At 71.1% G+C, this 22,556-nt stretch carries 23 protein-coding genes; 4 read left to right on the top strand and 19 right to left on the bottom strand.

Annotated features, from left to right (window positions below; translation table 11 throughout):
* Window positions 1-2 precede the first annotated feature (2 nt).
* Window positions 3-1,007, bottom strand: a complete 1,005-nt coding sequence (locus ASF40_RS03290; RefSeq protein WP_056366281.1) for an acyl-CoA thioesterase — start codon at window positions 1,005-1,007, stop codon at window positions 3-5.
* Between the two features lie 98 nt (window positions 1,008-1,105).
* On the opposite strand from ASF40_RS03290, the gene purU reads away from it, so the two are divergent.
* Window positions 1,106-1,981 (top strand): formyltetrahydrofolate deformylase, encoded by an 876-nt coding sequence (gene purU / locus ASF40_RS03285; protein ID WP_056366276.1) that lies wholly within the window; start codon window positions 1,106-1,108, stop codon window positions 1,979-1,981.
* Window positions 1,982-2,010: 29 nt separating this feature from the next.
* On the opposite strand, the gene ASF40_RS03280 is transcribed toward purU, so the two are convergent.
* From ASF40_RS03280 to ASF40_RS03200, 17 genes are all read right to left on the bottom strand, one after another.
* Window positions 2,011-3,015 (bottom strand): LacI family DNA-binding transcriptional regulator, encoded by a 1,005-nt coding sequence (locus ASF40_RS03280; RefSeq protein ID WP_082496820.1) that lies wholly within the window; start codon window positions 3,013-3,015, stop codon window positions 2,011-2,013.
* Window positions 3,012-3,899, bottom strand: coding sequence for a ribokinase (locus tag ASF40_RS03275; protein WP_056366269.1), 888 nt, complete (start codon window positions 3,897-3,899; stop codon window positions 3,012-3,014). The genes ASF40_RS03280 and ASF40_RS03275 overlap by 4 nt, the downstream gene beginning before the upstream one ends.
* Window positions 3,896-4,765, bottom strand: a complete 870-nt coding sequence (locus tag ASF40_RS03270; protein WP_056366267.1) for a carbohydrate ABC transporter permease — start codon at window positions 4,763-4,765, stop codon at window positions 3,896-3,898. The genes ASF40_RS03275 and ASF40_RS03270 overlap by 4 nt, the downstream gene beginning before the upstream one ends.
* The gene (locus ASF40_RS03265; RefSeq protein ID WP_082496818.1) at window positions 4,762-5,748 is read right to left on the bottom strand and encodes a carbohydrate ABC transporter permease; all 987 of its coding nucleotides are present in this window, start codon (window positions 5,746-5,748) and stop codon (window positions 4,762-4,764) included. The genes ASF40_RS03270 and ASF40_RS03265 overlap by 4 nt, the downstream gene beginning before the upstream one ends.
* The gene (locus ASF40_RS03260) at window positions 5,730-7,052 is read right to left on the bottom strand and encodes an ABC transporter substrate-binding protein (RefSeq protein ID WP_056366265.1); all 1,323 of its coding nucleotides are present in this window, start codon (window positions 7,050-7,052) and stop codon (window positions 5,730-5,732) included. The genes ASF40_RS03265 and ASF40_RS03260 overlap by 19 nt, the downstream gene beginning before the upstream one ends.
* Window positions 7,049-7,984 (bottom strand): nucleoside hydrolase, encoded by a 936-nt coding sequence (locus ASF40_RS03255; RefSeq protein WP_268776119.1) that lies wholly within the window; start codon window positions 7,982-7,984, stop codon window positions 7,049-7,051. Before ASF40_RS03255 ends, ASF40_RS03260 begins: the two co-directional genes overlap by 4 nt.
* A gap of 105 nt (window positions 7,985-8,089) precedes the next feature.
* Window positions 8,090-9,097 (bottom strand): NAD(P)-dependent alcohol dehydrogenase, encoded by a 1,008-nt coding sequence (locus ASF40_RS03250; protein WP_056366261.1) that lies wholly within the window; start codon window positions 9,095-9,097, stop codon window positions 8,090-8,092.
* 226 nt (window positions 9,098-9,323) lie between these two features.
* Window positions 9,324-10,115 (bottom strand): IclR family transcriptional regulator domain-containing protein, encoded by a 792-nt coding sequence (locus ASF40_RS03245; protein WP_056366258.1) that lies wholly within the window; start codon window positions 10,113-10,115, stop codon window positions 9,324-9,326.
* Window positions 10,116-10,151: 36 nt separating this feature from the next.
* Window positions 10,152-11,324: a thiolase family protein gene (locus tag ASF40_RS03240; RefSeq protein ID WP_056366256.1), complete on the bottom strand. Its 1,173-nt coding sequence runs from the start codon at window positions 11,322-11,324 to the stop codon at window positions 10,152-10,154.
* 1 nt (window position 11,325) lies between these two features.
* Window positions 11,326-12,012, bottom strand: coding sequence for a 3-oxoacid CoA-transferase subunit B (locus tag ASF40_RS03235; protein WP_056366253.1), 687 nt, complete (start codon window positions 12,010-12,012; stop codon window positions 11,326-11,328).
* Window positions 12,009-12,770, bottom strand: coding sequence for a 3-oxoacid CoA-transferase subunit A (locus ASF40_RS03230; RefSeq protein ID WP_056366250.1), 762 nt, complete (start codon window positions 12,768-12,770; stop codon window positions 12,009-12,011). Before ASF40_RS03230 ends, ASF40_RS03235 begins: the two co-directional genes overlap by 4 nt.
* 263 nt (window positions 12,771-13,033) lie before the next feature.
* Window positions 13,034-13,435, bottom strand: a complete 402-nt coding sequence (gene pcaC, locus ASF40_RS03225) for a 4-carboxymuconolactone decarboxylase (protein WP_200919415.1) — start codon at window positions 13,433-13,435, stop codon at window positions 13,034-13,036.
* Window positions 13,432-14,211: an alpha/beta fold hydrolase gene (locus ASF40_RS03220; RefSeq protein WP_056366247.1), complete on the bottom strand. Its 780-nt coding sequence runs from the start codon at window positions 14,209-14,211 to the stop codon at window positions 13,432-13,434. Before ASF40_RS03220 ends, pcaC begins: the two co-directional genes overlap by 4 nt.
* Window positions 14,208-15,608 carry a lyase family protein gene (locus ASF40_RS03215; protein ID WP_235560112.1) on the bottom strand — a complete coding sequence of 467 codons (1,401 nt, stop codon included), beginning with the start codon at window positions 15,606-15,608 and terminating at the stop codon, window positions 14,208-14,210. Before ASF40_RS03215 ends, ASF40_RS03220 begins: the two co-directional genes overlap by 4 nt.
* Window positions 15,598-16,173 (bottom strand): protocatechuate 3,4-dioxygenase subunit alpha, encoded by a 576-nt coding sequence (gene pcaG, locus ASF40_RS03210; RefSeq protein WP_056366240.1) that lies wholly within the window; start codon window positions 16,171-16,173, stop codon window positions 15,598-15,600. The genes ASF40_RS03215 and pcaG overlap by 11 nt, the downstream gene beginning before the upstream one ends.
* Complete coding sequence (gene pcaH, locus ASF40_RS03205) at window positions 16,173-17,042, bottom strand: protocatechuate 3,4-dioxygenase subunit beta (RefSeq protein WP_056366238.1); 870 nt, start codon at window positions 17,040-17,042, stop codon at window positions 16,173-16,175. The genes pcaG and pcaH overlap by 1 nt, the downstream gene beginning before the upstream one ends.
* A gap of 258 nt (window positions 17,043-17,300) precedes the next feature.
* The gene (locus ASF40_RS03200) at window positions 17,301-18,059 is read right to left on the bottom strand and encodes an IclR family transcriptional regulator (RefSeq protein WP_056366236.1); all 759 of its coding nucleotides are present in this window, start codon (window positions 18,057-18,059) and stop codon (window positions 17,301-17,303) included.
* A gap of 262 nt (window positions 18,060-18,321) precedes the next feature.
* On the opposite strand from ASF40_RS03200, the gene ASF40_RS03195 reads away from it, so the two are divergent.
* The 3 genes from ASF40_RS03195 (at window position 18,322) to ASF40_RS03185 (ending at window position 21,962) form a co-directional block, all read left to right on the top strand.
* Window positions 18,322-19,074 carry an IclR family transcriptional regulator gene (locus tag ASF40_RS03195; protein ID WP_056366233.1) on the top strand — a complete coding sequence of 251 codons (753 nt, stop codon included), beginning with the start codon at window positions 18,322-18,324 and terminating at the stop codon, window positions 19,072-19,074.
* Window positions 19,075-19,380: 306 nt separating this feature from the next.
* Window positions 19,381-20,565, top strand: a complete 1,185-nt coding sequence (locus ASF40_RS03190) for a 4-hydroxybenzoate 3-monooxygenase (RefSeq protein WP_056366230.1) — start codon at window positions 19,381-19,383, stop codon at window positions 20,563-20,565.
* Window positions 20,566-20,735: 170 nt separating this feature from the next.
* On the top strand, window positions 20,736-21,962 hold the full coding sequence (locus ASF40_RS03185) for an MFS transporter (protein ID WP_235560111.1): 1,227 nt from the start codon (window positions 20,736-20,738) through the stop codon (window positions 21,960-21,962).
* Between the two features lie 96 nt (window positions 21,963-22,058).
* On the opposite strand, the gene ASF40_RS03180 is transcribed toward ASF40_RS03185, so the two are convergent.
* Window positions 22,059-22,523 carry a MarR family winged helix-turn-helix transcriptional regulator gene (locus tag ASF40_RS03180; RefSeq protein WP_056366227.1) on the bottom strand — a complete coding sequence of 155 codons (465 nt, stop codon included), beginning with the start codon at window positions 22,521-22,523 and terminating at the stop codon, window positions 22,059-22,061.
* Window positions 22,524-22,556: the final 33 nt, after the last annotated feature.

Here is a 22,556-nt window from a genome sequence, read left to right as displayed (position 1 = left end):
GGCTACGGCTCGAGCGTGAGGGAGGCGGCGATCGGCACGATCTCCTCGCGCAGCGCCATGATCTCGCGCACGTGCTCCTGGAGGCGCTCGTCCTCGGAGAGCTCGGGCGTCCACTGCGGGACCGGCTGAGCGACGCCGTCGGCGCCGGGCACGACGAACACGCTGAGGCACTGCGTGGTGAGCGTGCGGTCCTCGGGCGTACGCGGGTCGGCGGTCCACACCCGCGTGCTCACGTGCATGCTGTGCCGGCTCGTGTAGACGATGCGCGCGTCGACGTCGACGAGATGCCCGATCACGACCGGCGCGAGGAAGTGGATGCCTCCGGAGTAGACGCCGATCGCCGCGCTGGCGTCCTCGCCGTCCTTCGCCCATGCCGCGGCGACGGCGTAGCCGGCCTCGTCGATCCAGCGCATGACCGTGCCTCCGTGCGCCTTGCCCCCGAAGTTCACGACGCCGGGCGGGGCGAGGAACCTCAGCGTCGTGCGCGGGGCGGTCGAGGCATCCGTGTAGTCCTCCTCGAGCATGAGGCGCTTGATCTCGGCGCGGGACTCGATCCTCTCCAGCGCCCCCTCGGCGAGCTTGTGGTCGGAGCGGCTCACCGGCTTCCACGCCGGAACCTCGGTGGGTCGGCCGTCGGCGCCCTTCGCGACGAAGACGAGGATGCACGTCGTGGCCGGCGTGTAGAGGCGCTCGCTCACCTCGGTCGACGAGACGGTGACCACCACGTGCATGCTCGTGCGGCCGGTGTAGACGATGCGCGCCTGCACCTCGATGAGGCTGCCCGGCGCGATCGGCCGCCGATGGCGGACGTTCCCGACGTACGCGGTGACGCAGTAGGCACCCGCCCAGCCGACGGCGCAGGCGTAGCCGGCCTTGTCGATCCACTCCATGACGCTGCCCGCCGCGACCGAGCGGCCTCCGGCGGCGGTGTCGGCGGGGACCGCCATGAACCGCATCGTGATGCGATCGTCGCGGGCCGCTGCCCGTGCCCCGGAGGTGCTGCTCATGCCGTCAGGGTACGGGCCGCGGCATCCGTCTGTCCCGCGCATGTCGCGCGGAACGGCCTCAAGAAGCGGCGTTCCTTCGCACAGGGCAGAATCGAACAATGGCCGCCTCCCTGCACCTGAATCCCGACCACGCCTGCCTCATCGTCCACGGCAGCGACCAGCCGGGAATCGTGGCGGCGGTCTCGGCGATGATCACGCGCATCGGCGGCAACATCGTCGCGTTCGACCAGTACTCCGACAACCCCGAGGGCGGCGCGTACTTCCAGCGGGTCGTGTTCCACCGGCCGGGCTTCGCGGCCGACCGCCCGCACATCGAGGCTGAGATCGCCCAGACCCTCGCGGGCTTCGATCTGGAGTGGTCGCTCACCGACCAGTCCGTGCCCAAGCGCATGGCGATCCTGTCGTCGAAGCAGGACCACTGCCTGCTCGACCTGCTGTGGCGGCACCGCCGCGGCGACCTGCCGGTGACCGTGCCGATGGTGATCTCGAACCACACCGCGTCCGCCGAGGACGTCCGCTCGTTCGGCGTGCCGTTCTTCCACGTGCCGGGCGTCGCCGGCCCCGACAAGTCGGCGTCCGAGGCGAAGATCCTCGAGCTCCTGCGCGGGAACGTCGACTTCGTGGTCCTGGCCCGCTACATGCAGATCCTGTCGGGAGACTTCCTCAAGGAACTCGGCGTGCCGGTCATCAACATCCACCACTCGTTCCTGCCCGCCTTCATCGGGGCCGAGCCGTACAAGAAGGCGAAGGAGCGCGGCGTCAAGCTCATCGGCGCCACCTCGCACTACGTCACGGACGACCTCGACGAGGGCCCGATCATCGAGCAGGACACCGTCCGGGTGACCCACGCGGACTCCGCCGCAGAGCTCGCGCGGCGCGGCGCCGACGTCGAGCGCCAGGTGCTCTCCCGCGCCGTGCTGTGGCACGCCCAGGACCGCGTCATCCGCCACGGCAACCACACGATCGTCTTCTGAGAGCGTCCGAGGCGAGGCGTACGGATTCGTCAGCCCGATGTGCCGCAACCGCAGGAATCCATGCGGCGCAACGAGGGCTGGAGAATGTGATGGACCGGGGTGGTGGTCACCCCGGTGGCGCGGGCCACGAGGATCTCGACGGCATCAGCCGCGAGTCGGCCCACGTCCTGGACGACGGCTGTGAGGGTCGGCAGGGTATACAAGCTCGCCTCCGAACCGTCGAGTGAGACGACGGCGACGTCCTCCGGCACGCGCGCCCCGGCTTCGCGCAGCGCCTTGAGCGCACCGATCGCCTGCGCATCGCTGGCTGTGAACAGCCCGTCGAAGTCGATGCCTGAGCGCGCGACCGCGGAGCGGACCGCCTCGTATCCCGCTTCCCGGGAGAAGGCGCTGCGCCACACGCGCTCGAGGGATGCATCGCCCGTCCTCTCGCTCCATCCGCGGTCGCGGTCGCGAACCGGCTCGAGTTCGGCCGGACCGGAGAGGAAACGCAGCCGGGTGCACCCGTGCTCCTGCAGGTGGCGTACACCCAAGGCCGCCGCGGCACAGTTGTCCGTCACGACACTGGACCGGGACGAGCCTCCGGCAGCGCGATCGAGGAGTACGAGCGGGATCCCGGCGCGCTCGATCTCGTCGACGTCGGGATCAGCGGCGGCGCTGATCAGCACGACGCCGTCTACCTGACGGTCCAGGAAGGACCGCAGGTAGCTCTGCTCGCGCTCCACGTCGTTCGCGGCCGTCCCGATGATGAGGACATATCCGCGACGCTGGGCCTCGTCCTCCATCGCTTGCGCGAGTTCTGCGAAATGCGGGTTGAGGTGATCCGGCATCAACATGGCGATCGAGTGGGTCCGCGTTCCGCGCAGCGCCTGCGCGATCTTGTTCGGCCGGTAGCCGAGCTCGGCGATCGCCGCTTCGACGCGCCGACGCGCGTCGGTCGACACGGGCCGTGGACCGCCGTTGAGCACATAGCTCACCACGGCCGGCGACACCCCCGCGGCCCGCGCTACATCCGACCGCCGGACCTGTGTCATCGCACCGCCTGCCCGGCTGCACGAGCGCCTAGGGACTGCACGGCCCTCGTGCCAGCCGATACGCCGACGCGCACCGCGGTCGCGAGGTCGGCGCCACGCGTCAGGGCCGCCACCATCGCACCGACGAACGCGTCGCCTGCACCTGTGGTGTCGACGACCTCGACTCTTTCCGCATGTGTCCGGCCGCCCTCTCCCCGCGAAGCCCACACCGCCCCGCCCGCGCCCAGTGTAATCACAACGGATCGCGCAACGGCGGCCAGCGCGGACGCAAGTTCTCCGGTCGGGATCCCGTCGACGTCCAGCCCCAGTGCGAGCGCCACCTCCTCCGCCTCGAGCTCGTTGACGACGAGCGGATCGGCGGCCTCGATGACCCGTCGCGGGACGTCGACGGCGGGCGCGAGATTCAGCACGAACCGGAGGGATGCCGCCCGTGCGGCCACCGCAGCGGCCTCGACGGCTGGGATCGGGGACTCGCCCTGGGTCAGGACGACCAGCGCGTCCGGAATACCGGCGACCGCTGCGAACACCTCGCCCGCCGTCAGCGACTCGTTGGCACCCGGAGACACGATGATGGAGTTCTGGCCGTCGTCGTCGATCATGATCACTGCGGTGCCGGTCATCGCCGAGGTGTCTACTCGCATCCGCGAGGTGTCCACGCCGTGACCGCGGAGCTGGTCGACGAGGGGCGAGCCGTCCGACCCCACGGTCGCGACCATCGAGCACGAAGCTCCCGCCTCCTGCACAGCCACCGCTTGGTTCGCCCCTTTCCCGCCGGGCCTGCGCGTCAACGCGGACGAGAGCACCGTCTCCCCCGCCCAGGGCAGACGTTGCACGCGCAACCCGAGGTCGTAGTTGATCGAACCCACGACGACGACATCCGTCACTTCAATCCTTTCGTCGCCACCGACTGCGTGAAATACCGCTGGAGCACAAGGAGGAGGACCGCCGGGACGACCGAGATCACGAGAGCGCCGCCGAACATCTGCCCGAAGTTGAAGCTGGTGTCCGAGAACGTGCGCGACAGCGCGATCGCCGCGACCTGGATCTTCTCGTCCGACACCACCAGCAGCGGCCACAGATAGGCGCTCCACTGCGCCAGGAAGATGAGCAGCGCCGAGTTGATCACCGGTGTGACGCTCAGCGGCAGGTACACCTGGGTCATCGTGCGCAGCTCGGACGCACCGTCCACGCGAGCCGCCTCGTGCAGCTCCCCCGGCACGCCCAGGAAGAACTGGCGCAGGTTGAAGATCGCCAGGCCGTTTCCGATGCCGGGCAGGATGAGCCCGATGTAGGTGTTGTCGAGATGCCACTGCGTGAAGATCTGCGCGAGCGGGATCGCGATCGCCTCGAACGGGATCATGAAACCGACGACCAGCGCCGCAAAGACCAGCTCGCGGCCGGGGAACCGGAACACACTGAGCGCGTAGGCGGCCGGAATCGTGATCACGAGACCGAGCACGACGCTCGCGAACGCGACGATCAGCGAGTTCATCATCGCCTGGCCGAAGCGGAGGGGCCCGAACAGCGCGGCGTAATTGTCGAGCGTCCAGACGTCGGGGATCAGGGTGTTCCAGCTCAGCGGGCTGACGCTTCCGATGATCTCGCCGCCCGGACGCAGCGAGCCCAGCAGCATCCAGATCGCCGGCAGCAGGAACAGCACGCCCACGAGCCCGGCGAGCACGCCGAGGATCACGCGCTGAACACGCATCCGGCGCTGGAGGCCGCCCACGGCGGTCACTTGTGCGGTCATCCTCTGTCCTCCTTGAGGAGCCGGAACTGGACGAAGACGATGATCAGCATGATGACCGTGAGGATCACGGTCGCCGTCGCGCCCTGGTTGGGCTGGGAGTAGGTGTAGGTGCGCCGGTAGGCGTCGAACATGAGCATCGTCGTCGAGTTCTGGGGCCCACCCTCGGTGAGCATCTGCATGGGGACGAACAGCACGAAGTTGGCCACGGTGTCAGCCACCAGCACGAACAGCAGCGGTCGCCGCAGCATCGGCAGGGTGACCGACCAGAAGCTGCGCCAGCCGCCGGCGCCGTCGAGGGCCGCCGCTTCGTAGAGCTCATCAGGGATGTCGTTGATCCCGGCGACGAGGAAGATCATCCAGTAGCCGATGCCGACCCAGGACGCGACAAGCATGATGCTCGCGAGCGCCTGACTCGGCGACGACAGGAAGGGCTGTGCCGGCAGGCCGAGAAACTCCAGAATGCCGTTGATCGGGCCATCCGCCCGCAGCGCGACGCCCCACGCGATGGAGGACCCGACCAGCGGGATCGTGCAGGGGATGAAGACGGCCATCCGCCACAGGCCGCGGGCCGGGACACGGCGCGTCAGCAACACCGCGATCGCCAGGGCAAGGGCGATCTGCAGCGGGTTGATGATCACGTTGAACAGGAGCGTGCGCCCGAGCGTCGCCTGGAACAGCGGGTCCGACAGCAGGTCGACGTAATTCTGCAGGCCGGCGAACCGCTCCTCGGCGAGCAGGCCCACGCCGTCGCGGACATGCAGCGTCGACACCACCGCACCCAGGAACGGGATGATCCGGATGAGAAGGATGGTCAGCAGGGCGGGAGCGAGGAAAGCGGCGGCGGTCAGCCACGCGCGCGTCGCCCGCCTCCGCGGTCGCCGCGCGCCGACACTCCGCGCGCTGCCCGTCGAGCGGTCTGCGGCCGGGGTGGGGACCCCCTTCTCGGGGGTCCCCACCGCTTCGATCACTTGTACTGCTTCCATGCGTTCGTCAGCTCCGTCTCGGCGGCGGCGAGCGCCTCGGCCGGGTCTGCGCCGTTCGCGATGTCGGAGAACGCGCGCCCGATGATCTCCTCGAACTCGATGTAGCCGACGGTCGATGCGCGCGACACGGCGCTCGTCTCGGTCTCCTCGGCGATGACCGCGGCGGCCTGCTTTCCCCCCTCTGAGGACGTGAAGGCAGGTCCGGCGAGGTAGGACTCGAGACCCCGGGTGTTGGCGGGCAGCTCGGCGAACGCCCGATGCTCGCCGTAGCCGCCCTCGCCGTCGATCGCCATCCAGTCGATGAAGATCGCCGCCGCCTCCTTGTTCTTGGAGAAGGGGTTGATGCCCAGCGACCAGGAACCGGTCGGCGTGGCGGGGTCGCCGCCCTCCCAGACGGGGTTGAGCGCAGCACCCCACTCGAACGTCGCGTCCAGCATCTTCGGCACCATCCAGTTGCCCTCGACGAAGAACGCGGTCTTGCCGGCCAGGAACGTGGCATCCGTCTGCTCCGGGGTGATGCCCTTCGGGGACACGCCGTCTTCGAACAGCGACCCGTAGTAGGTCATCGCGTCCACCCAGCCGTCGTTCGTGAAGGCGGGAGTGAGCATGTCGTCACCGGTGACGCCGACGCCACCCCCTGCTGAGACCGGGATCGGCTCCAGCTGGTAGTAACGGTTGGGCTGACCGACCATCAGTCCGATGTCGGCACCGCCCGAGGCTTGCGCCTGGGCGCCGAGCTCTTTGAGCGCTTGCCAGGTGACGCGCTCCCCGCTGGACCCCGGCGGGGTGATGCCGGCGGCGTCGAGGATGTCCTTGTTGTAGAAGAGCACCTGCGTCGAGTTGGCGATCGGGACCGACCACAGCTTGCCGTCGTACGAGCTCGACTCGACCGTCGCCGGAACGAGTCCGTCGAGGCGACCCTCGAACGCTGCAGTCAGATCCTCGAGATAGCCACGCGCCGAGAGCGCGGGAACGCGGGGCTGGTCGACCCAGAAGACATCGGGGTCGCCGCTCTTGGACGTGATGCGCGTGTCGAGCACGCTGTTGAGGTCGTCGAACGGCACGTACTGATAGTTCACGTCGATCGTGGGGTGGGCGTCCTCGAAGGCCGCGATCACCTCGTCCATGCTCTCCGCGACGGGATCGATGATGCCCACCACGTTGATCGTCGCGGTGGGGTCCTCGTCGGGGATGCTCCAGTCGTCGGTCGGCGATCCCGTCGCGGAGTCGGAAGCGCAGCCCGCGAGCATCACTGCTGCTGCGGCGCCGAGCGCGAGGAACTTGCCGAAAGCGGTACGGGTCATGCGATTGCCTCCAGGTTCTTCAGGAAATGCGTGTTGAACTCGGCGACGTCGACGGCGACGGCGACCGAGGCATTGGGACGAGCGGGACGCGGTGTCCCGTCGGGTCCGCTGCCGGCGCAGCGGAAGTCGCAGACCATCACGCCGCGCGTGAGATCTGCCGTGCTGACGGCGACGTGCGCGTCGCGCCATTCGAGGATGTCGGGGCGGGTCACCGCAGCGACGGCCAGGGGGTCGTGCATCGCGCACGACGTGGCGCCCGGCTCGTCGATCTCGGCCAGGTGGTCGATCCACGCGGCCGTGTACTCGCCGGCGAACGCGGTGAACTGGCGTTCGCTGGCGGCCATCTCGATCGCCTGCGAGCGTTCGACGCGTACCTGCAGGGTCACGTCGAGCCCGACCCACCTGGCCGCGATCCCGGAATCGAGCACGATCGCCGCCGCCTCTGGGTCGCACCAGATGTTGAACTCCCCCGGCATCGCGGCGTTGTTGGTCTGACCCTCGAAGACTCCCCCCATGATCACCAGCGACTTCAGGTCTGACGCGAACTCGGGGTCGAGCCGCATCGCGAGAGCGACGTTCGTGAGAGGGCCGACCGCCACCAGCGTGATCTCGCCCGGATTCGCACGCACCAGCTCCACCATCGCACCGGCAGCGGCGCCCGCCCGCGGCGATCGCAATGGCACGTCGTCGGGCAGCGAGCCCTGGCGAGCACGCGGCCGCACGAGCGGCCGCGTGCTGCCGCGCACGACCGGCACCTCCGGGCTACCCAGCCGGTGCAGCAGCTCGAGCGTCAGCGCGGTGGCGGTGTCGGCATCCGTGTTGCCGTTCACCGTCGTGACCAGCTCAAGCGAGATCCCCGGGTCCGCCAAGGCCAGCGCCAGCGCGAAGCCGTCGTCGATATCGCTGCCGGGCGCTCCCATTGCGAGATCCACATCCAGTACTACACGTTCCACTCCGAACCCTCCTCTTCATTGAGTACGGCCGCCATTCAACACGAGTTGAACGGCGGCCGCAAGCATCAATTCAACACGAGTTGATCACACTTGCGGATGGATCATGGCTTTCATGGAGCGAGGGTCGTTCTTGGCGAGCAGGAGCGCCTCGGCGGTCTGGTCAAGCGCGAAGTGATGGGTCACCGTCGACGCGACATCGACCCTCCCCGACGCGACGAGTTCCATAGCCGTCGGCCAGGTATGCGCGTAGCGGTTGACCAGCGCCACCGACAGCTCGCGCACGTTCAGCCGCGACAACGGCAGCTCGACCGCCTGCTTCGGCATCCCGACCATCGCGGCCCGACCGCCGTTGCGTAGTCGCCACAGTCCGTCGGCCAGGGCGGTCGGGGCGCCAGAGCACTCCAGCAGGACGTCGAACTGGGGCGCGCTGCCCCCGTCGCCCGCTGTCTCCGCCTCGAAGCCAAGGCTCGCGGCGAGCTCGAGCCGGTACTGCGACAGGTCGGCCAGCCGCACGCGGGACGCCCCGAACGCCCGTGCGACCTGCGCGGCGAGGATGCCGACGGGTCCGGCCCCCGACACCAACACGCTGTCGCCGGCGCGCAGCCCTGCGCGGCGACAGGCCCAGATGCCGACCGACAGCGGCTCGAGCATCGCGCCCTCGTCGAAGCTCATCCCGTTCGGCATCGGGTAGAGATTCCGCTCGTCGAAGGCCATGAATTGGGTCAAGGCGCCGTCGTGCGGCGGAGTTGCGAGGAAGACCAGGTCGGCGCACAGATGGTAGTTCCCCGTCGTGCAGTCGTCGCAGTCGCGACAGGGCGTGCCCGGCTCGATCGCGACGCGGTCGCCGACGCGCGCGCGGCTGGTGCCGTCACCGACGGCCACCACCGTGCCCGCGACCTCGTGCCCGAGCACCATCGGCCCGCGGACGACCCAGTCGCCGATATATCCCACGGTGAAGTAGGTTGCGTCGGAGCCGCACACTCCCACGGACTCGATCCGCACGAGCGCCTGGCGTCCGCCGATCGGCGGCACGGCGCGGTCGACGATCTCGATCCTCGACAACTCGGGCATGAGTGCTGTGCGGTTGGCCATGGATGAATCTCCTTCGTGTCAACGGATGCCTCACTCGAGGTCCGCACGGCGTCTCCAAGTGTCTACACGAGTTGAGTCGGCCGCGGAAGCCGACGAACCTCGCGGTGACGGCGGCATGCACCGCGACATCCTTCCGTCGGCGCCTGCCGGTCCACGCTTCGCACCGCTTCGCCCGTGCGATTCGCGCATGTCGAGTTGGCGGACCGCGCACGCTACGGGCGGCGGGTCAGACCAGGCGGAGCTCCGCATCGATCGCCGCGGCCATGTGCTGCAGCGGAGGCAGGTACTGCTCGACGACGTGCTGCACCGTGTCGCGCGTCGCGCTCGTCGACACGTTCACCGCAGCGACGACGTCACCGCGGCGGTCGTGCAGCGGCACGGCCACCGAGCGCAGTCCGGGCTCGAGCTCGCCGTCGACCAGCGCCCATCCCTGTTCCCGCACGCGGGCGAGCTCGTCGCGCAAGGCGTCCGCCGTCGTCAGCGTCCGGTCGGTGAGCGGCGGGAGAGCGGATGCCTCGAGCACGGCGTCGCGCGCGGCATCCGGCAGTCCCGCCAGCAGCACGCGCCCCATCGACGTCGCGAAGGCGGGGAACCGGGTGCCGATCGTGATGCGCACGCTCATGATGCGCCGCGTCGGGACGCGCGCGATGTAGACGATGTCGCCGCCGTCGAGCACGGCGGCCGACACGCTCTCGTCGACCTCGCGCGACAGCAGCTCGAGATGCGGCTGCACGATCTCGGGGATCGACAGGGCGGAGAGGTAGCTGAACCCCAGCTCGAGCACGCGCGGGGTGAGCGCGAACGTGCGGCCGACTCCCGACCCCGCCGAACCGCGGACGTAGCCGAGTTCCTCGAGGGTGCGCAGGAACCGTCCCGCGGCCGCGCGCGTGATCTCGGCGCGGCGCGCCACCTCGCTCAGCGTCAAGCCGGGGTGCTCCGCGTCGAAGGCGCGGATGACCGCGAGCCCGCGCACCAGGGACTGGATGGTGTCGTTGGTGCGGGCCGCGTCGTCGGTCACCGGCTCACCCTACCCATCTGCGCGGCGCTCGCCGACTCAGCGCTCGAGCACGACGGCGAGGCCCTGCCCCACGCCGATGCAGATCGCCGCGACCGCGACCCCGCCGCCGCGCCTGGCGAGCTCGTGCGCAGCGTGGCCGATGATGCGGCCGCCCGAGGCGCCGAGGGGGTGGCCGATCGCGAGGGCGCCGCCGTGGATGTTGAGCTTGTCGGGGTCGAGGTCGGGCCAGCCCGCCAGGCACGCCAGCGACTGCGACGCGAACGCCTCGTTGAGCTCGACGACGTCCACGTCGGCCCACGTGCGGCCGGCGCGCGCGAGCGCCTTGTTCGCGGCCTCGATCGGCGCGATCGGGAACTGGTCGGGGTCGACGCCGTGGGCGGCGCGGCCGGTGATGCGGGCGAGCGGCTCCGTCGGCAGCACACCCTCTCGGCCGAGCAGCACCGCGGAGGCGCCGTCGTTGATGGGCGACGAGTTGCCGGCCGTGACGCTGCCCTCGCCGTCCGCGGCGAACAGCGCCTTGAGCCCGGCGAGCTTCTCGACCGACGTGTCGTCGCGGATGCCCTCGTCGCGGGCGAGCTCAGCGCCCGGCACCTGGACTGTTTCGGAGTCGTAGACGCCCGCAGCCCACGCCTCGGCGGCGAGCCGGTGCGACCGCACGGCGAACTCGTCCTGCGCGTCGCGGGAAATCCCCCACTCGCGGGCGATGAGCTCGGCCGACTCGCCGTTCGAGATCGTCCAGTGCTTCGGCAGCTTCGGGTTGGTCATGCGCCACCCGATCGCCGTGTTCCACAGGGTCTGGTTGCCGACGCTGGGCCACGGCCGCGGCGACTTCTCGACCACGTACGGGGCACGGCTCATCGACTCGACACCGCCTGCGAGTACGACGTCGACGTCGCCCGCCTCGATCGCACGCGAGCCCTGGATGACGGCCTCGACCGACGAGGCGCACAGCCGGTTCACCGTGACGCCGGTCACCGTCGTCGGGAAGCCGGCGAGCAGGGCGCCCATGCGTGCGACGTTGCGGTTGTCCTCCCCGGCCTGGTTCGCGTCGCCGAAGATCACGTCGTCGATGCGCGCGGGGTCGAGGCCGGTGCGCTCGAGGGTCGCCTTCATGACGACCGCGGCAAGGTCGTCGGGGCGCACGCCCGACAGCGCGCCGCCGGCGCGGCCGAACGGCGTGCGGACGGCGTCGTACACGTAGGTGGTCATGTCATTCACCTTCCCGGATGCCGCGGCTCGAGGCATCCACAAGTTTCAAGCCTGTGAGCTCGGCGAGGAGCTCGACGGTGTTGTCGCCGAACGCCTCTCGCACCGCGAAGCCGTCGGGCGTGACGTCGAAGACGGCGTGGTCGGTGTAGACGCGCGTGACGCAGCCGACGCCGGTGAGCGGGTAGGTGCACGCCTCGACGAGCTTCGACTCGCCGGTCTTGGTGAGGAGGTCGGTCATGACGTAGACGTTCTTCGCGCCGATGGCGAGGTCCATGGCGCCGCCCACGGCGGGGATCGCGCCGGGTGCTCCGGTGGACCAGTTCGCCAGGTCGCCGCCCTGCGACACCTGGAACGCGCCGAGCACGCACACGTCGAGGTGGCCGCCGCGCATCATGCCGAACGAGTCCGCGTGGTGGAAGTACGCGGCACCGGCCAGCGCCGTGACGGGCTGCTTGCCGGCGTTGATGAGGTCGGGATCGATTTCGCCCGCGACCGGCGACGGGCCCATGCCGAGCATGCCGTTCTCGGTGTGGAGGATGATCTCCTGGTCCTCGGGAAGGTAGTCGGCGACCAGGGTCGGCGCACCGATGCCGAGGTTGACGTACGACCCCTCGGGGATGTCCTGCGCGATGCGCGCCGCGAGCTGCTCGCGGGGGATGCGCGTCGCCGTCGTTGCGGTCTCGGTCACTGGTCGATCTCCGTTCCGGATGCTGCGGCGCCGGCGAGCGGGCGGCCCTCGATGTCCACTCCCCCGACGAACGCGCCGGCGTCGAGCCACCCGCGCTCGCCCACGGCGACCACGCGGTCGACGAAGATGCCGGGGGTCACGACGGATTCGGGGTCGAGCGAGCCGAGCGGGACGAGCTCGTCGACCTGCACGATCGTCGTGGTCGCGGCGGCAGCCATGATCGGCCCGAAGTTTCGTGCGGTCTCGCGGTACACGAGGTTGCCCCACCGGTCGGCGCGGTAGGCACTCACCAGGGCGTAGTCGGCCTTGATCGGGTACTCGAGCGCGTAGGAGCGGCCGTCGATCTCGCGGATCTCCTTGCCCTCGGCGAGCTGGGTGCCGACGCCCGTCGGCGAGAAGAACGCGCCGATGCCCGCACCGGCCGCGCGGATGCGCTCGGCGAGGTTGCCCTGCGGGACGAGCTCGAGCTCGATCTCGCCGGCACGGTAGAGCCCGTCGAAGACCCAGGAGTCGTGCTGACGCGGGAACGAGCAGAGGATCTTGCGCACCCGCTTCTTCGCGAGCAGCGCCGCGAGCCCGACATCGCCGTTGCCGGCGTTGTTGTTGATGATCGTCAGGTCGTTCGCACCCTGCGCGATGAGCGCGTCGATGAGCTCGACGGGCTGCCCGGCACGCCCGAAGCCGCCGATCATGATGGTCGCCCCGTCGCGGATGCCGGCCACGGCCTCCTCGACGGAGCCCACAGTCTTGTCGATCACGAACCGCCTCCTCGCTTGTTCGCTGTGCGAACAGATGTACGCTCTGCGACCCAGTGTACGTGCGACGAGGTCATTTCGGAAGCCCTGAGCCGCAGCATCCGTCGTCCGCACGGGTTTGGGGCGCACCGCGTGCATTCGGGGCGCACCCCGCACGCCCCGAACGCACGTCGCACGCCCCAAACCACCGAGACCAGGGGGCAGGGACGACCCGGGAGGACGACGACGCAAGACCCCGCGAAGCGAACCCGGAAGAAGAAGGCCGGTCAGGACTCCTCGGCGAACACGTCCTTCGCGATGCGGAACGCGGTGTTGGCGGCGGGGACGCCGCAGTACAGGCCGGCCTGGAGGATCACTTCCTTGATCTCGTCGACGGTGAGGCCGTTGCGCAGCGCCGCGCGCAGGTGCATCGCGAGCTCCTCGTGATGCCCGAGCGCGATGAGCGCCGTGAGCACCGCGACCGAGCGCGAGCGGCGGTCGAGGCCGGGGCGCGACCAGATGTCCCCCCACGCGACGCGGGTGATGAAGTCCTGGAAGTCGGCGGTCAGCTCGGTCGTGCCCGCGATCGCGCGGTCGACGTGGGCGTCCGACAGCACCTCGCGGCGCACCACCATGCCCTGGTCGTAGCGCTCCTCGTCGGTGAGGCCCTCGCCGTCCGGCCGGCTCACGCGGCACGCTCCGCGGCGACCGTGTCGAAGAACTCCCTCAGCACCGCGGCGGTCTGCGCCGGGGAGTCGGCGGGCGCCAGGTGGGAGGCATCCGGGATCCCGATCGCCTCGCCGTGCTGCACACCCGCGGCGATCTCGCGAGCGGATGCCTCGGGCGTGACTGCGTCGTGATCGCCCCACACCGCGAGCACCGGGGTGGCGATCTCGCCCAGCCGGCCGCGCACGTCGAAGACGGCGAGGGCGTCGCAGCAGCGGGCGTAGCTCTCGTCGTGCGTGTTCTGCAGCACGTGGAGGAGCCGCCCCGTCAGGTCGGGGTCGCGCTCGATCGATCCCGGCGCGAACCAGCGCTGCGCCGAACCGATGATGAGGCTCGACGTGCTCTGCGCGCGCACCTGGGCCGCCCGCTCGTGCCAGCCCTCTGCGGTGCCGATCTTCGCGCCCGAGCACAGGATCGCTGCGGCGGCGATGCGGTCACCGTGGCGCAGCAGCAGCTCGAGCCCGACGGCGCCTCCGAGCGAGACCCCGGCGTACAGGAACGGCCCGTCGACCGCGTCGGCGACCGCGTCGGCGACCTCGGCGATCGTGAACGCCTCGGTCGACGGGGGCGCGGCGCCGTGGCCGGGCAGGTCCCACAGGGCGACGCGGTAGTGCTCGGCGAGCGCCGGGATGACGCGGTCCCACAGCAGCGTCGACGTGCCGAGCGACGGCCCGAGCACGAGCAGCGGCGCACCGTCAGGGCCGACGGGGTCGGTGAGGGAGATGGCGGGGACGGTCACGCGTCCTCCTCTGCGGTGCGTGCGGCGGCCTCGTCGACGAGGCGGCCGGCGAGTCCGGTGTAGCGGGCGGGGTCGAGCAGGTCGGCGGCGAACGCCTCGGGGGTCGCTCCGGCCGCTGCCGCGAGCGCGGCGACGTCGGGCGACGCCGCGAGGAGCCCGGCGAGGTCGCCGCCCGCGGCGGCCCCGGTTACGAGCTCCGCCACACGCGCGGCACCCAGCACAGGCCCGAGCACGATCGAGAGGCGCTCCGAGACGATGAGCCCGCCGGTGGCCGCGAGGTTGCGGGCGACGGCGTCGGTGTCGACGTGAAGCCCGGCGACGAGTGAAGCCGCGTGGGCGGTCGCGCCGAGCGCGAGGCGCAGCAGCTCCCGCAGCGTCGGCCACTCCGCATGCCACGCGCCGTCGGGGCGCTCGTCGGCGGCGAGTGCCGACGCGAGATGCAGCGTCGCCGCGAGCTGGGGAGCGCGCAGCGCGGCCGAGCGGATGAGGACGGATGCTGCGGGGTTGCGCTTCTGCGGCATGGCCGACGATCCGCCGCCCGCGCCCTCGGCGAGCTCGCCGATCTCGGTGCGGCTGAGCGTCGCGACGTCGGCGGCGATCTTGCCGACGGCGTCGATCGCCTGCACCAGGGCGTCGCCCAGCTCGGTGATCGGCCAGCGGCTCGTGTGCCACGGGGCGTCGGGTGCTGCGAGTCCGAGTTCGTGCGCGAAGGCGGCGGGCAGCGCGGCGGCCGCCTCCGGCCCCGCGATCTCGGTGAAGGACGCGAGCGTGCCCGCGGCGCCGCCGAGCTGAGCCGGCAGCTGGTGCTGCACGTCGTCGACGCGCGACCTCGCGCGCTCGACGCCCCGCAGCCAGCCGGCCGCGCGCAGGCCGACGGTCGTCGGCACGGCGTGCTGCGTCAGCGTGCGCGCCGCCGCGACCTCGTCGCGCCGGGAACGGGCCAGCGAGCGCAGCGACACCTCGGTGTGCACGAGCGCCGCGACGATACGGCTCGTCGCCGCCCGGGCCACCACCATCGCCGCGGTGTCCACGATGTCCTGGCTGGTCGCCCCGCGGTGCACCCAGAGTCGCGCGTCGACTCCGACTCGTTCCTTGAGCCGCCCGACCAGCGGGATCACCGGGTTGCCGCCGGCGACGGCCGCAGCGGGCAGCGCCGTGCCGTCGACGCCGTGGTCGCGGCATCCACGGAGCGCCCCCTGCCAGCCGAACTCCGTCTCGATCTCGTCGACCGCCTCGGCCGGGGCGGCCCCGGCTTCGACCCAGGCCCGTGCCAGCGCGACCTCGGCCGTCACGAGGGCGTCGAGGTACGCGGCATCCGTCACCGTCTCGTCGTGACCGACGGTCACGGGCGAGAGCAGGCCCCCATCGAGTGCGGGCCGGTCACGGTCAGAAGGCAAGGAACACGGTCTCCTTCTCGCCCTGCAGGTGGATGTCGTGGTGCAGGTTGCCGTCCGGCAGGCGCGTCGCGATGAGCGTAGCGCGCTCGTCGGCGTCGAGCGAGGACAGGAGCGGGTCTGCGGCGAGGAGCTCCTCGTGCTCGGGGAGGTAGATGCGCGTCACGAGCTTGTCGGGAAGGCCGCGCGCGAACACGATGACCGAGTAGAACGGCGCGCCGCCGTCGACCGGACCGGGGTTGCGCGTCCAGAACTCGTAGCGGCCGACGTCTGTCGTGGCTGCGCGACCGAAACCCGTGAACGAATGGTCGTCGCGGCGGAAGGCGCCGTGGGCGCGCGGGATCCGGCCGTTCTCGTCGGCGCTCCAGATCTCGATGACCGCGTCGGGGATCGGGTTGCCGGCGCCGTCGAACACCGTGCCGCCGAGCACGACCGAGCCCGGGCTGTGCGGGAACACGACCTGGTGCTTCTTCTCGTAATCCAGGCCGAACGCGAAGAACGGGCCGACGGTCTGGCCGCCGGTGGCCTCGTGGGTCTTCGGGCCGAGGTCGCGGGCGGTGCGGGCCATCAGTGCTCTCCTTCTTCGGGCTCGAACCACGTCGCGTCGGGGCCGTCGACGACGATGTCGAAGCGGTACCCCATCGAGAACTCGGGCACCGACAGGTCGTGGTCGTAGAGGCCGATGAGGCGGTCGCGGTCCTTCTGGCGCCAGATCGTGTTGTAGATCGGATCGAGGGGAAACAGCGGGTCGCCCGGGAAGTACATCTGCGTCACCAGGCGCTGCGTGAAGCCCGAGCCGAAGATCGAGAAGTGGATGTGCGCAGGCCGCCACGCGTTGACGTGGTTCTTCCACGGGTAGGCGCCGGGCTTGATCGTGGTGAACTTGTAGTACCCGTCGTCGTCGGTGACGATTCGGCCGGCGCCGGTGAAGTTCGGGTCGAGCGGAGCGGGATGCTGATCCCGCTGGTGGATGTAGCGACCTGCGGCGTTCGCCTGCCAGATCTCGACGAGCTGGTTGGGGACCGGACGCCCCCACGAGTCGAGCACGCGACCCTCGACGGTCATGCGCTCACCCTGGGGCTCGCCGATGTGCTGCAGCGTGAGGTCGGACTCGATCGCCGCGACGTCGCGCTGGCCGAAGGCGGGCGAGAACAGCTCGATCGTCTCGGGGTCGACGAGCTTCGGGTTCTTGGTCGGGTGGCGCAGCAGGCTCGACCGGTACGGCGGGAAGTCGTGCAGGCTCATGTTGAGCCGCTCTCCCGCCGCCTCACGCCGTGCGGCGGCGGCGTGGTAATCGACGATCTCCTGCGTGATCTCGCGCTGGGTGAGCTGGTCGGGCGAGGCCAGCAGCGACTCGGGGGCCGCCGCCGTCTGCTCGAGCACCACCGACGACGAGAACGCCTCCTCGCCCTGGGGATCGGGCTGGGCCTGTGTCATGAGGTCTCCTTCGACGACTCGGGTCGTCCCAGGGTCGCACTCCCGCGTGCACTCACCGCCGTGGATTCCCACTCAGTGGGAATCACGGATGCTGCGCCCCGCGGCATCCGTAGCCCTCCCGCGGCGTGCGGGTCGGCACTGTCGGTGTCGCGCGCTCGGCGTCGTTCCCTGTCGGCTTTGGGGCGCCATTCGTCCGTTGGGGCGCACGATGTGCGCCCCAACGGACGAAATGCGCCCCAAACCTGGAGTGGTGCGGGGTCACGCCACGCGGAGATCGTGGTGGAGGTCCTTCGCGGCCTGCACGACGAGGGGCCCCAGACGCCGCTCGTCGGCTCGCGCGAGGTGCACGACGAGCCCGAGCGCGACCGGCGGCAAGCCCTCGACCCGCGGCAGCGCGGCCGCGACCGAGACGTTGCCGAGGGTCATCTCCTCGCGGGTCGTCGCGTACCCGAGGGCCCGCGTGCGCGCGATGTCGGCGCGGAGCTCCCGCTCCGTCGCGATCGAGTTGACCGTCTCTCGCTCGAGCGGCGCCTCGAAGTACTCCCGCAGCCAGCCCTCGTCGCGCGTCGCGAGCAGCGCCTTGCCGACGCCCGTGGTGTGGAGGGGCCCGCGTCCTCCCATGCGGCTCAGCGTCGGGATCGACTGGCGTCCAGTGAGGCGTCCGACGTACAGCGCGGTCGTCGTGGCAGGCGTTGCACCGTCGAGTACCGCGAGGTGAACGTTCTCGCCGGTCGCCTCGTACAGCCGCACCATGTGGGGCAGCGCCGTCTCGCGCAGGCGCAGCGACAGGGGCGAGAGCTCGCCGAGCTCCCACAGCCGCGGACCAATGGCGTAGGTGTGGCCGGGCCCTCGCGTGAGGAGGCCCTCGGCCACGAGCGTCGCGAGCAGGCGGTGCAGCGTGGATGACGCGAGCCCTGTGCGCGCCGCGAGCGTCGTCGCCGTGACCGCCGGCTCGTCGTCGGTGAAGCACCCGAGCACCCGCAGCGTGCGCTCGAGCACGCCTTCGCCGTCCGCCATGGATCCTCCTCGTGCGACGTTACCCGCCCCGACCCGCCGGTCGTCGAGCGAGCGAGGGCTTGGCCTTCTCCCGGTCGTCGAGCGAGCGAGGGCTTGGCCTTCTCCCGGTCGTTGAGCGAGCGAGGAACGAGCGAGTCGAAACGCGCCGACCTTGCGAGCAACCTCGGCCTCGGCACTCCCGCACACCCCAGGCGTTTCGACTACGGGCGCCAGAGCGCTCTTCGCTCAACGACAGGTCGCTCAGGAATGGCAGAGTGGGCGCATGGCCAACTCGCCCTCCGGCGACTCGATGACCGACCGCATCGTGCGGGTGCTCGAGACGTTCACCGCCGAGCGTTCGATGCAGTCGGCGGCCGAGATCGGCCGCCGCGCGGGGCTGCCGTCGTCGACCGCGCACCGGATCGTCGACGAGCTCGTCGACGCGGGCCTCCTCGAACGCGACGAGGACCGGCGCGTGCACCTCGGCATGCGCCTGTGGGAGCTGGCCCTCCGCGGCTCGACGGCCCTGCGGCTCCGCCAGGCGGCGCTGCCTCACATGGAGCAGGTGCAGGCGCGCATCCGCGAGCACACGCAGCTCGCGGTGCTCGAGCAGGACGAGGCCCTCTTCCTCGAGCGCCTCTCCCACCCCGACGCCGGCGCCAACATCACCCGCATCGCCGGACGCCTGCCGCTGCACGCCTCGTCGTCGGGCCTCGTCCTGCTCGCCCATGCGCCGTCGGCCCTGCGCGAGCGGGTGCTCGCCGGCGCGCTGCGCGCCCTCGCTCCAGAGACGGTGACGGATGCTGCGCGCCTGCGCCGCCTCATCGCCGAGGTCCGCCGCGCCGGCGTGGTCGTGGCGCCCGGCTCCATCGAGGCCGTGTCGACCGGCGTGGCCGTGCCGATCCGCGACGCGGGCGAGGTCGTCGCCGCGCTGTCGGTCGTGCTCCCCCGCGAGACCGACCCGGGGGCCGCGATCCATGCGCTGCGCGAGGCCGCGGCCGGAATCGAGGCCGACCTGCGGACCGACCGCCGCTGATCGGTGCCCACCACGCCGCGCCGCGGCATCCGTCCCCTTCGTCTCGGGCGTTCGGTCTTCGATCCGCCACCCACCCGCCCTCACCCGCGGATCCGCGCCTACGGACGCGCGGCCCGACACGCCGCTACGGCGCCGTGGCGACCGGCGCGCCGCCTCCGCGGTCCGCAACAGCGGATCCGATTCTGTGTGGAAGTCCGGTGACGGCGGCGCGTCGCGAGCCCATTCAATGGGAATCCGGATCAACCCGGGACGCACCCCGTCACACTGGGCCGAGGCATCCGTTCCCGAACGTCGAAGGAGACGTCCATGTCCACGATCCGCACCCGCGTCGCCATCATCGGCGCCGGCCCGGCCGGGCTTCTGCTGTCGCATCTGCTGGGAATCGCCGGCATCGAGTCGGTCGTCATCGACCAGCGCTCGCGCGAAGAGATCGAGACGACGATCCGCGCCGGCATCCTCGAGCAGGGCACCGTCGAGGTGCTCGACTCGTCGGGTGCGTCGAGCCGCGTGCGCACCGTCGGCAACCGCCACGACGGCATCGAGCTGCGCTTCGCCGGCGCCGGCCACCGCATCGACTTCGCCGACCTCGTCGGCCGCGGGGTCTGGCTGTACCCGCAGCATGAGGCCCTCAAGGACCTCATCGCGGCGCGCCTCGGCAAGGGCCAGGACCTCCGCTTCGGCGTGACCGCGGTGCGCGTCGAGGACGCGGCATCCGATCGCCCCCGCGTCATCGCGACCGACGCCGACGGCGCGCCCCTCGAGATCGAGGCCGAGTTCGTCGTGGGCGCCGACGGCTCGCGCAGCGTCGCGCGCGAGGCGGTCACGGGGTCGTCGACCGGCGGGTACTTCCGCGAGTACCCGTTCGCCTGGTTCGGGATCCTGTGCGAGGCGCCGCCCAGCGCCGAGGAGCTCATCTACAGCAACTCGCCCGACGGGTTCGCGCTCATCAGCCAGCGCAGCGCCACGGTGCAGCGCATGTACTTCCAGTGCGACCCGAACGCCGACCCGAACGCCCTCAGCGAGGAGCAGCTGTGGGAGGAGCTGCAGAAGCGCGTGCCCGGCACGACGCTCAAGGAGGGCCCGATCTTCCAGCGCGACGTGCTGCGGTTCCGCAGCTTCGTCGCCCACGAGCTGCTGAACGGCCGCGTCGCACTGATCGGCGACGCCGCGCACACCGTGCCGCCGACCGGCGCGAAGGGGATGAACCTCGCCGTCGCGGACGTGCTCGTGCTCGAGCGCGCGCTGCGCGCCCTCCTTCTCGACAACGATGACCGCCTCATCGAGGCGTTCCCCGAGAAGACGCTGCACCGCATCTGGAAGGCCCAGCACTTCTCGTGGTGGATGACCAACATGCTCCACGTCGCGCCCGACGCGTCGGACTTCGACCGCCTGCGCCAGCTCGGCGAGCTGCAGTCGGTGGTCGAGTCCGAGGCCGGTCGCCGCTTCCTCGCCGAGGCGTACACCGGCTGGCCGCTCGAGGGCCTCGCCTGACGCAGTGGCCCGTGGCGTGAGTGCCGTTCGGGGCGCAGCGTACGCATTCGGGGCGGACGCCGCGCGCCCCGAACGGACGCGCCGCGCCCCGAACCCCGACAAGCCGGCATTGCCGCTGAACGGGAATGAACGGATGCTACGGCCCCGGCCTCGGCTATAGTCCGGTGCCTATGGCCTCACCGCCCCGGACCGCACCGCCCGAGCCGTCGCGCACGGCCTCGGTGGCGATGCTCCTCGCGGCGGTCTGCCTGGTCGCGATGAACATGCGGCCCGCGATCACGGGCCTCGGGCCGCTCCTCGACCAGATCGGCACCGACACGGGGATGTCGGTCTCGGCGCTGGGCCTGCTCGCCGCGGTGCCGCTCGTCGCGTGGGCGCTGTTCTCGCCGCTCGCGCACGATCTGAGCCGCCGGTTCGGGCAGCCGCGGGTGCTGCTGTGGTCGCTGCTGGTGCTGTTCGCCGGCACCCTCGTGCGCTCGATCCCCGGCCCGGTGGTGAGCCTGTGGATCGGCACGGCGATCATCGGCATCGGGATCGCCCTCATCAACGTGCTCATGCCCGCCGTGGTCAAGCGGGAGTTCTCGGGCCACGTCCCCGCCGTGACCGCGGCCTACACCGCCCTGCTCGCAGGCCTCGGCGCCGTCTCTTCCGGCGTGGTCGTGCCGATCTCGCACATCGAGGTCGGCGGCGATCCGGCCGGGTGGCGCTTCGCGCTCCTCGTCACCGGCGCCGCGCTCCTGCCCTTCGCGATCGTCGCGTGGTGGTGGGCGCACCGTGGCGCCGCCCGTGCCCACGACCGCTCCGCGGCACCGCGCGGGCGCACCGGCATCTGGCGCGACCCGATCGCCTGGCTCGTCGCCGCCTACATGGGCCTCCAGGCATCCATGTTCTACATGTTCGTGACGTGGCTCGCGCCGCTGTCGATGTCGATCGGACGCTCCGAGGTCGTCGCGGGCATCGACGTCATGGTCTACCAGCTGTTCTCGCTCGCCGGCTGCCTGCTGCTGCCTCTCGCGCTGCGCGGCGGCCTCGAACGGTGGGCGCCCGCGCTCATCCCGTCGCTCGCGATCGTCGGCGTCGCAGGCCTCATGATCGCGCCGGACGGCGTCCTGGTGTGGGGCTCTCTCATCGGACTCACTGGCGGCGCGACGCTCGCGATGTCGCTCACGCTCATGGCGCAGCGCGCCCGCGACCACGACACCTCGGCGGCCCTGTCGGGGATGTCCCAGTCCGTCGGCTACGTCATCGCCGCGCTCGGCCCGGTCGCCTTCGGCGCCCTGCACAGCCTCACCGGCGGCTGGACGGCATCGCTCGCGCTCGTGCTCGCGGTGCTCGTCGCCCTCACGGTGGTCGGTGTGTTCGCCGGGCGCGACCGCTACGTCCTCGACCGCCGCTGAGCTCGGCGGCCCTTCAGGTCGCGCGACACGCGGAATCGACGCGCCCACCCCGCATGTCGCGACCCCCGAGCCGGGGACGGATGCCGCGTGCCGCCGTCAGTCGGACGGGAAGGCGACCGTGCGCAGCAGCGTGGCGAGCGTCGCGCGGTCTGATTCCGTCAGATCGGCGTGCACGCGCTCTTCGGCCGCCCGGGCCGACTCCCGCGCCTGGCCGACGAGTGCGCGGCCGGCATCGGTCGCGACGACCACGTTGGCGCGCCGGTCCGCGGGATCGGGCTGGCGCTCGACGAGGCCGCGCGACTGCAGTTCGTCGACGAGGCTCACGACCTGGCTCGGGTCGAGCCGGAGGAATTCGGCGAGCTCGCGCTGCGACGGCCGCGCCTCGCCCGATGTCAGCACCAGCACGGAGTACGAGCGCGCCTTCAGCCCGTGTTCGGCCAGGGCGGCGTTGCCCGCGGCGAGCGCGATGGCGTTCGCGCGCGCGAGCAGGAAACTCACGTCGTCGCTCAACGCCGACGCCCGCAGCCCCTCCGGGGCAATGGGGTGAGCGGTGTCGGGCATGCCCACGATCGTAGTCGAATTCATGGATGAACG

Origin of the sequence: Microbacterium sp. Leaf288 (genome assembly GCF_001422925.1) — a bacterium.
In the GTDB taxonomy this organism is placed as follows: domain Bacteria; phylum Actinomycetota; class Actinomycetes; order Actinomycetales; family Microbacteriaceae; genus Microbacterium.
This window is presented reverse-complemented; position numbering and strand designations above follow the sequence as displayed.

Excerpts from the sequence above, each read along its gene's own strand:
- ASF40_RS03290 (WP_056366281.1), bottom strand. The coding sequence starts at position 1,007 with ATGAGCAGCACCTCCGGGGCACGGGCAGCGGCCCGCGACGATCGCATC.
- purU (WP_056366276.1), top strand. The coding sequence starts at position 1,106 with ATGGCCGCCTCCCTGCACCTGAATCCCGACCACGCCTGCCTCATCGTC.
- ASF40_RS03280 (WP_082496820.1), bottom strand. The coding sequence starts at position 3,015 with ATGACACAGGTCCGGCGGTCGGATGTAGCGCGGGCCGCGGGGGTGTCG.
- ASF40_RS03270 (WP_056366267.1), bottom strand. The coding sequence starts at position 4,765 with ATGACCGCACAAGTGACCGCCGTGGGCGGCCTCCAGCGCCGGATGCGT.
- ASF40_RS03265 (WP_082496818.1), bottom strand. The coding sequence starts at position 5,748 with ATGGAAGCAGTACAAGTGATCGAAGCGGTGGGGACCCCCGAGAAGGGG.
- ASF40_RS03260 (WP_056366265.1), bottom strand. The coding sequence starts at position 7,052 with ATGACCCGTACCGCTTTCGGCAAGTTCCTCGCGCTCGGCGCCGCAGCA.
- ASF40_RS03250 (WP_056366261.1), bottom strand. The coding sequence starts at position 9,097 with ATGGCCAACCGCACAGCACTCATGCCCGAGTTGTCGAGGATCGAGATC.
- ASF40_RS03240 (WP_056366256.1), bottom strand. The coding sequence starts at position 11,324 with ATGACCACCTACGTGTACGACGCCGTCCGCACGCCGTTCGGCCGCGCC.
- pcaG (WP_056366240.1), bottom strand. The coding sequence starts at position 16,173 with ATGGCCCGCACCGCCCGCGACCTCGGCCCGAAGACCCACGAGGCCACC.
- pcaH (WP_056366238.1), bottom strand. The coding sequence starts at position 17,042 with ATGACACAGGCCCAGCCCGATCCCCAGGGCGAGGAGGCGTTCTCGTCG.
- ASF40_RS03200 (WP_056366236.1), bottom strand. The coding sequence starts at position 18,059 with ATGGCGGACGGCGAAGGCGTGCTCGAGCGCACGCTGCGGGTGCTCGGG.
- ASF40_RS03195 (WP_056366233.1), top strand. The coding sequence starts at position 18,322 with ATGGCCAACTCGCCCTCCGGCGACTCGATGACCGACCGCATCGTGCGG.
- ASF40_RS03190 (WP_056366230.1), top strand. The coding sequence starts at position 19,381 with ATGTCCACGATCCGCACCCGCGTCGCCATCATCGGCGCCGGCCCGGCC.
- ASF40_RS03185 (WP_235560111.1), top strand. The coding sequence starts at position 20,736 with ATGGCCTCACCGCCCCGGACCGCACCGCCCGAGCCGTCGCGCACGGCC.
- ASF40_RS03180 (WP_056366227.1), bottom strand. The coding sequence starts at position 22,523 with ATGCCCGACACCGCTCACCCCATTGCCCCGGAGGGGCTGCGGGCGTCG.